4 protein-coding genes and 3 pseudogenes are annotated in these 6,303 nt (G+C 57.7%); 2 read left to right on the forward strand and 5 right to left on the reverse strand.

Annotation, left to right across the window (positions count from 1 at the left end):
* Window positions 1–341 precede the first annotated feature (341 nt).
* The 4 genes and pseudogenes from AC0YKC_RS33650 to AC0YKC_RS33665 form a co-directional block, all read right to left on the reverse strand.
* Window positions 342–1,014: pseudogene (locus AC0YKC_RS33650) on the reverse strand (IS6 family transposase).
* 158 nt (window positions 1,015–1,172) lie between these two features.
* A complete protein-coding gene (dapF, locus tag AC0YKC_RS33655) occupies window positions 1,173–2,060 on the reverse strand; it encodes a diaminopimelate epimerase (RefSeq protein WP_488514201.1) in 888 nt (295 codons plus the stop codon).
* Complete coding sequence (locus tag AC0YKC_RS33660; protein ID WP_488514202.1) at window positions 2,057–2,635, reverse strand: diaminopimelate decarboxylase family protein; 579 nt, start codon at window positions 2,633–2,635, stop codon at window positions 2,057–2,059. The genes dapF and AC0YKC_RS33660 overlap by 4 nt, the downstream gene beginning before the upstream one ends.
* A 25-nt stretch (window positions 2,636–2,660) precedes the next feature.
* Window positions 2,661–2,861 (reverse strand): hypothetical protein, encoded by a 201-nt coding sequence (locus AC0YKC_RS33665; protein ID WP_488514203.1) that lies wholly within the window; start codon window positions 2,859–2,861, stop codon window positions 2,661–2,663.
* 311 nt (window positions 2,862–3,172) lie between these two features.
* On the opposite strand from AC0YKC_RS33665, the pseudogene AC0YKC_RS33670 reads away from it, so the two are divergent.
* Window positions 3,173–5,236 (forward strand): annotated as a pseudogene (locus tag AC0YKC_RS33670) (FAD-binding and (Fe-S)-binding domain-containing protein); the annotation flags it as partial.
* 164 nt (window positions 5,237–5,400) lie between these two features.
* Window positions 5,401–5,557: pseudogene (locus tag AC0YKC_RS33675) on the forward strand (DDE-type integrase/transposase/recombinase); the annotation flags it as partial.
* Between the two features lie 134 nt (window positions 5,558–5,691).
* On the opposite strand, the gene AC0YKC_RS33680 reads toward AC0YKC_RS33675, so the two are convergent.
* Window positions 5,692–6,303: PLP-dependent aminotransferase family protein (locus tag AC0YKC_RS33680; RefSeq protein ID WP_488514204.1), on the reverse strand; the 612-nt coding region annotated here is incomplete at its 5' end.

Below are 6,303 nucleotides of genomic sequence, written 5' to 3' on the forward strand. Positions count from 1 at the left end.
CCCGGCTCGACGACGAAGGCGTCGCTGCCATCGCCAGGGCCGTCGTCGCCATCCGCTCGTACTTCATGCCCAAGCGAGTCAAAGCGGCCCGCATCTGCATCCTGCTTCTGTCAAGCAAGGATAGTGGTGCGGTGCTCGTGACGCTTACGGTCGATATTCGATGCGTGCCCATCCTCTTGGTGTGGATGCATGAGGTTCTGGAGGGTGCGACTGGCCGGCTGAACTGGCCGGAGGACGTTAAGGCACGGATCCGTGCGGGAGGGCTTCGACAAGGGGGAATGCGTCGTCGGGTAATGTCACGTTATCCGGCTCTGACCGCGCTGAGGCCTGTATGGCGGATGTCAGTTGCCCACGGTGACGACTTTCCACTCTGCCATGGCTTGCAGGCGGTGAAGATGGATCTGAATGGCGGAGCGTTTCGGACGGGGTGGGATGAAGAGATTTCGGACGGCAACACGAAGCGCTGCAGACTTCCTGGTGATCGGAAGCCTTGCATCATTCGCTCCCGTTTTCGCAGCGGTACGTGCGAATTCTCGGCGCGGTTATTCAAGCCTTTGTGCTAGCGGTGTTCGACATTCGGCATGACCTGACGCCTGGCGGCAGCGTAAGAACGCAACTTGTCGGGGATCATGCGCTTTGGAGTGCCGCCCTGCTTCTTCAAAAACGGGGTCAGCAAGCGCTTGGCAGCCTTGGTATTGCGCCGGGTTTGCACGATTTCGTCGAGCACATACCCGTCCTGGTCAACGGCACGCCACAGCCAGTGTTTCTTGCCCGCGATGGTGACACGACCTCATCGAGGTGCCAGATATCGTCGCGGCTTGGCTGCTCGCGGCGCAACCGGCGGGCGTAGTCGGGCCCGAAGATTGTCTCATAGGAAACCACGATCCCGCGTTCCAGCAACATTTCCTCGACCAGACGCAGGCTCAAGGGGAACCTGTAGTAAAGCCAGACTGCATGGGCAATGATCTGCGGCGCGAAACGATGGCGCTTGTAGCTGACGGTTGCGGTGTTCATGCCGTCGCGTTTATGCCGCAAATCCCTGACCGCGAGTTAAGTTGATAACGCCCACTCAAGCACAGAAGGTGCGGAGAAATTCGCGCTAACATTGAGTGGGAAGCAGCTGCTCCAGCTTCGCGCTAACATTGAGTGGGAAGCAGCTGCTCCAGCAATGTTCAAGCGGCAAGTCTGCCTTCGATATACCCATAGCAGCAGAACGCCACAGGACCGGTCATCACAACCATGTCGTTTTCGATCAGCTCGATTTGTAGCTCTCCTGTCGGAAGATACACTTTTACCTTCGTGGAGTTTACGAAGCCCCGCTTCAGGGCAGCATAGGCAGCGACGCACGCGCCCGTACCACATGCTTTCGTCAGAATTCCGGGACGTTCCCAAACGGCGAGATGTATACTGTCGGCGTCAATAACCTCAGCCACCCCGACGTTCACGCCTTCTGGGAAAAGAGGGTCGTTCTGTATAGCGGGCGCGAACAGCGGAATGTCGTCGTCCACCAGCCGATCAACGAAGAAAACAACGTGAGGATTGCCGATGTAAAGCGCCACGCCATCAGAAAGAGGGCCGCTCTTCAGAGGTATATGGAGGGTGTCAACTTCGCGGCTAGTAGGGAGCTGCTGCCAATTGAGGCTTATTGGCCCCAACGTGACGCTGATTTGTCGTAAACCGGCCCTGCGGCACTTCAACAGTCCGGATGCCGTTTCGATAACTACTTCTTCAGTGCGCGTTTCCTCCAGGAGCAAGTACGCCATGCAACGAGTCGCGTTGCCGCATGCTCCTACTTCTTTTCCGTCGACGTTAAAAATCCGCATGGTTGCATAAGCGCCTGCCGCCCGGCCCGCGCTGGAAGGTCGTTCGATAGTTAGGAGTTGTTCGCCTCCTGCTCCAACATTTGTGCTGCAAATGCGAACAATATCCTCAACGACGAAAGGCTTAGCGACCTCTCGTCGATCTAAGATGACGAAATAGTTCTCGAGGCCGTGCATCTTAACAAATGGCCAATGACCATCAGCCGACACGGTCTGGGACAGAAATTCGATGTAGTTCATTTTGTCACCGGTTTCAAAAGTGCGGTTGTCGCGTTAGCCTCAGAGCAGCTTTTCTGCCAAGGCATTGTGCGCTCTAGTTCGAGCAAGTCTTGGATCGTCTGGCGACGACGGATCAGTCGGAACCGATCTGCCTCGACCAAAACCTCGGCGATCAAATCGCGGGAGTTATAGGTAGAAGCCATCGACGCGCCGTACGCGCCGGCGCACCCGAACGCTATGCGAACTCCTGATTGGATTGGCGGCAGAGCGTCGATTTGATAAGCGTGCGCACTGCGGTTTCCAAGGTCCAGCAGTGGTAGGACGGGATGGATGGCGTCATATAGCGCCGGACGCATGAGATCGTTCATAGCCGCATCGACGATCGCCAGAACGGTACCGCCGGCTTCTTTAAGATTGAGGACTTCGGTAACAAGAAGACCGGCCGGCCCGACGAGCCAACGACCCGGCTCGACTGTCAATTCGCAACGCAGCCCGCCAACCGTTTCCTCGACGATGGATGCGTATTCGCCAACATCGGGACCTACGCCGAAGTCGTAATTGATCCCTAGCCCGCCGCCAAGGTCCAGCCTGCGCACCGGCAGATCCCGTGACCTAAGCCGATCAACCAAAGATGCGAGGCTGCGGTAAGCAAACTGAGGCGTGCATCGGCTTGAGTTTGTCAGCCAGCAGGATAAAGGCATTTCGAATTGTAGAGGCGCTGTAACAATAAAAAGGCGTCGGAACCTCGGCTGCGATATCCTCTACAGCCAGTTTTTCAATGAACAGCTTCCCGTTGCGATAAGACAAGCTATCGTGGTTCACTGGGTCCGTCCGGTTAGATCTTCTTTTGTCGGCTCGCATGTGATCGCTTTTCCAGACCCTGTCCATTCGTGGTCTGATTCTTGCAGATGACAAAAACATCGTAAAATACTATGTGCCGGCAATTTAATTCAGGCTTGATATATGGATACCAGCTCGGCCCCTCGTTATCCAAGGGCAAGGTTGCAGCACTTGAGTTTTGAATTCGGCATTCGGCGACGCTCGCTCGTCGCTTTTGTTGAGCTCCGGATGCCGATCAGGATTCACTGACTACTTCCTTGAAGAGGCACATGTTGCGGTGGTTCCGGGATCTGGGTTCGCTGGCGATGATTGCCGAGGCGGAGCTGAACCTCCTGCCGATCCCGCAAAGACCACGCTCGTCAATATCCGCTATGGCGACTTCAACGCTGCGCTCGAAGATGCCCGCAGCCTGACGGCCCTCAAGGTTGCCTCGGTCGAGACCGTCGATGAGAAGGTCCCTTGCCGATGATGCAGCCGCGATTTGACGAGAAGCTTGCCGCCTTAACGGAAACGCTCGATCCGGGGCACGATGCCGGGCGGCTCGGCTACACGGTTATATTACCCGCGATCCTGAGGATGTCGAGGCGATCTGGACAATGCGCAAGCGCCCGGTTGGTCTCCTCGGCAATGTCGACCGCCCGGTCCGCCCGGTTGCATTCGTCGAGGACACGGCGGTGCCGCCGGAGAACCTGGCCCCAAATCCGCGAGTTCCGCGCGCTGCTCGAGGATGCCGGTGTCTCCTATGGAATGTTTGGCCATGTGGACGCCGGCGTGCTCCACGTGCGCCTGGCGCTCGATCTCACCCGCGAGGATCATGTGCCGATCGTGCGCCAGATCAGCGATGCCGTTGTGGCGCTGATGCGCAAGCATGGCGGCGTCTTGTGCGGCGAGCATGGCAAGGGCGTGCGGTCCGAATATCTGCCCGAGTTCTTCGGCCATCTCTATCCTGACCTTCAGCACATCAAGCGCGCCTTCGACCCGGAGAACCGGCTCAATCCCGGCAAGATCGCCGCGCCATCCTCGGCTCCTGCCCCTCTCCTGAAGATCGACGAGGTGCCGCTGCGCGGCGCATCCGGCCGATTGATCTGCAACGAGATCCGCGCGACCTTCGACAACGCCGCCTATTACAATGGCAATGGCGCCTGTTTCGATTTCGACGCGACCAGCGGTTCTCGCCGAAAGGCCGGGCGATGCTGATGCGGGAGTGGCTGCGGCTGCTCGCCGACAAGGGTGTCGACCCCTGCAAGGAAGCCGGACGTCTGCGGAGCGGCAGCTCGTTTGCCCGCCTTCCGGCACGCCTCTTCAACAGCGTCAACCCTAAAAACCGCACGGACTTTTCCCATGAGGTGGCGCGAGGCAATGGACAGTTGTCTCGCCTGCAAGGCCTGCGCCGGGCAATGTCCCGTAAAGGTCAGCGTCCCGGCCTTTCGGTTTCTCGAGCTCTATTATGGCCGGCACCAGCGCCCGCTGAAGGATCCGCTCGTCTCGGCCATCGAGACCACTCTGCCGTGGATGAGAAGAATCAGGCCGCTCTACAATCTGTCCACCGGGACATCTCTCGGCCAACGCCTGATGCGAGCTGCTGGCCTGACATCGCTTCCACTTCTGCCGAGAACCTCGCTGCAGACGGCGGCAAGCCGTCTCGGCATTGCCACTGCGGATCCCGATACCTTGCCAAGCTTCCGGCCGCGAAACGGCAGGCCATCATCGTATTCGTGCCGGATGCCTTCATGGCGCAGAAGATGGGGCTGTCTCCGCTGCTTGCCGCATCGCGTGTCCGCGGCAAGGGGGCTCCACGTACATGGCTATCTCGGCCAGTTCGAGAAGGCGGCCCTCAAGACTGCGAACTATCTGCAGCGGCTAGCGGATACGGGGTGGCACTTGTCGGTCTCGATCCATCCATGACGCTTGCTTTCCGCAGCGAATACAAGGGCGTCACCGGCATCGGGCCATCCGCACCAGTCCTCCTGCCGCAGGAATGGCTGGCTGCTAATCTTGATCGGTTGACCAAACGTGTCACGCCGGCTTCCGGCAAGCGCTTTCAGCTGCTGCCGCATTGCACCGAACGCAGCAACGCTCCAGCCTCACTAGCCCAGTGGAAGGCCGTCTTCGATGCAGTCCAGATCAGACTCGACACTATCCAGGTCGGATGCTGCGGCATGGCAGGAACCTTCGGTCACGAAACCCGCAATCGCGCAGTCTGGGAACAGCTCTACGCGATGAGTTGGGCCGGTTCGGCGGCATCGCATGACACCATCGCCATGGCACCCGATATTCTTACCGCTCGCAGACGAAGACGATCGAAGGAAAGCATCTTCCGCATTCCCCTGCAAGTTATTGGCAATCTGATTTATTAGCCTATTTCTCGATCGAGCTGGTTTTTTCCCGGAAATTTTGGTTACAACCCGCCCATACAGACATACTTAACCTTGAGATGATCGTCGGCAAGCGCGATTTTCCTCGCACCTTAGCTTTGGCATGAGGTCTCCACCAAAATCAAACCAAAATGGAATCGAGCCTTGTCGAGAGCGACCATTTCCGGGTTAAGAAGAACATGCCGAAGATCGGCGGCTTCCAATCCTTCAACACCGCGCGTCGAAAGATTGCTGCGTTTGAAGCCATGCTATGGCTGCCAAAGGAAATTTGGCTTTGCCGGCGCTTCGACCGTCGAAGATTAGAACGATCTGCTCGTGCGCCGCTTCTGATTTCAAAAAGTTAACAAAGCGAAGAGTGGTCTCGGCTCAACGCGTTCGGACGACAGTTTTGTGACACGCCCACTGGGCGCCCGAGCGGGCTGCGCCGCGTGTGCGCATCAATTCCGTCGCAACATTGTACTGTTGGGGTACAGTGGAAATGTTGATGCCATGGCTGAAACTTTTTCGGCGATTGCGGGATCAATTTTGACGGAGCTTCCGAGAGTGAGGCCTCCAACCCGATCGAGAACATCCGCTATGAGTTCTGCTAACTCGGACGTTTCGGCCTCTTCCATGCCTCGAGCCACAATCGCTGACGTACCCATCCGAAGACCCGAGGTCACGTCGGGAGATTCTGTATCGTGTGGAACGAGATTGCGGTTCGTCGTTACGCCATGATCTTCCAACGCTTTTTGAGCAACATCGCCGGTCAGACCCTTGCTCCTCAAATCGACCATCGCGAAGGGAGTGTCTGTTCCTCCGGTGACAATCTGGTAGCCACGCGAACCGAGACCGGAAGCCAACGTCCTCGCGCAGTTCAGCACACGACTTGCATATTCGGCGAATTCGGGTTTAAGCGCCTCTCCAAAACAAACAGCTTTAGCCGCCATAACGTTCGGGTGCGGCCCGCCTTGGATACCGGGAAACACTGCTGAATCGATCTTCCGACCCATGGCGGTATCGCGGCAGACAATGAGACCTCCGCGAGGGCCGCGTAGATTTTTGTTAGT

The organism is Mesorhizobium sp. CNPSo 4661, from assembly GCF_057784215.1.